Annotated in this window: 1 protein-coding gene; it reads left to right on the top strand. The window is 59.6% G+C overall.

The genetic code is table 11. The annotated features are described in order from the left end of the window. The coding region (locus IPZ49_RS23335) for a hypothetical protein (RefSeq protein ID WP_227754144.1) at positions 1 to 89 on the top strand (89 nt) is incomplete at its 5' end. Positions 90 to 208 lie beyond the last annotated feature (119 nt).

Below are 208 nucleotides of genomic sequence, written 5' to 3'. Positions count from 1 at the left end.
CCCTGGACCGCCTGCATCAGCCGGAAGAAGCCGCCGCTATGCGCCGCGATGGACTGCTGCTGACGCTGCAGAATAATCCTCAGCCATAACCTGGCATGGCTATCGCCTCCTGCGGGGCGATAGCCCTTCTCCCCCGCCTTCACATTGACGGATCCCCGAAAGAAAAAAACGCCTGCGCTGAAATCAGGGCAGGCGTTAAAACAGGTCT

This window comes from Enterobacter cloacae complex sp. S2, from assembly GCF_015159675.1.
In the GTDB taxonomy this organism is placed as follows: domain Bacteria; phylum Pseudomonadota; class Gammaproteobacteria; order Enterobacterales; family Enterobacteriaceae; genus Enterobacter; species Enterobacter intestinihominis.
This window is presented reverse-complemented; position numbering and strand designations above follow the sequence as displayed.